Source organism: Oleiphilus sp. HI0123 (genome assembly GCF_001635315.1).
On the sequence record NZ_LWGE01000807.1, the window covers coordinates 1 to 530 of the forward strand.

Genomic DNA, 530 nt, shown 5'->3' on the forward strand with positions numbered 1-530 from the left:
TTATTCGGTTAGACATTTGGAAGACTAAGGCTCAATGCGATGAATGCATCAATAGTCAAAAGCTTAAACAGTTAGTAAGCGGAGAAGCAATATGGATATGGACGAATCAGTAAATGTACTTGGCGAAGTCTTGGAACTATGTGGAAGCGACCCCGTCACAGGGTATTATCGAGATGGAAAATGTAATACCTGTGAAGCAGACACAGGTTCACATACGGTTTGTATCGAAGCGTCTAAAGACTTCTTAGAATATTCCAGGTTTAAAGGGAACGACCTGTCTACACCAGTGCCTGAATACGGCTTTCCCGGCTTGAATCCCGGCGATACCTGGTGTCTATGCGCGGTTCGTTGGTTGCAAGCTCAAGAAGATGGTATGGCACCCAGAGTTCACTTAACTAAAACGCACATAAAAGCCTTGGAAGTCATTCCCTTGGAGCGGCTAAAGCCTTATGCGGCAGACCTAAATTAAGTCTCTGTCTCGGTGCTTGCAGCACTTTTTGACTGATCTAGACGGCCTAAATAATAGTGCT

General features: G+C 44.7%; 1 protein-coding gene. It reads left to right on the forward strand.

The genetic code is table 11. The features are described 5' to 3' along the window. Positions 1–91: 91 nt before the first annotated feature. Positions 92–469 carry a DUF2237 family protein gene (locus tag A3761_RS07030; protein WP_068510255.1) on the forward strand — a complete coding sequence of 126 codons (378 nt, stop codon included), beginning with the start codon at positions 92–94 and terminating at the stop codon, positions 467–469. Positions 470–530: the final 61 nt, after the last annotated feature.

Excerpts from the sequence above, each read along its gene's own strand:
- A3761_RS07030 (WP_068510255.1), top strand. The coding sequence starts at position 92 with ATGGATATGGACGAATCAGTAAATGTACTTGGCGAAGTCTTGGAACTA.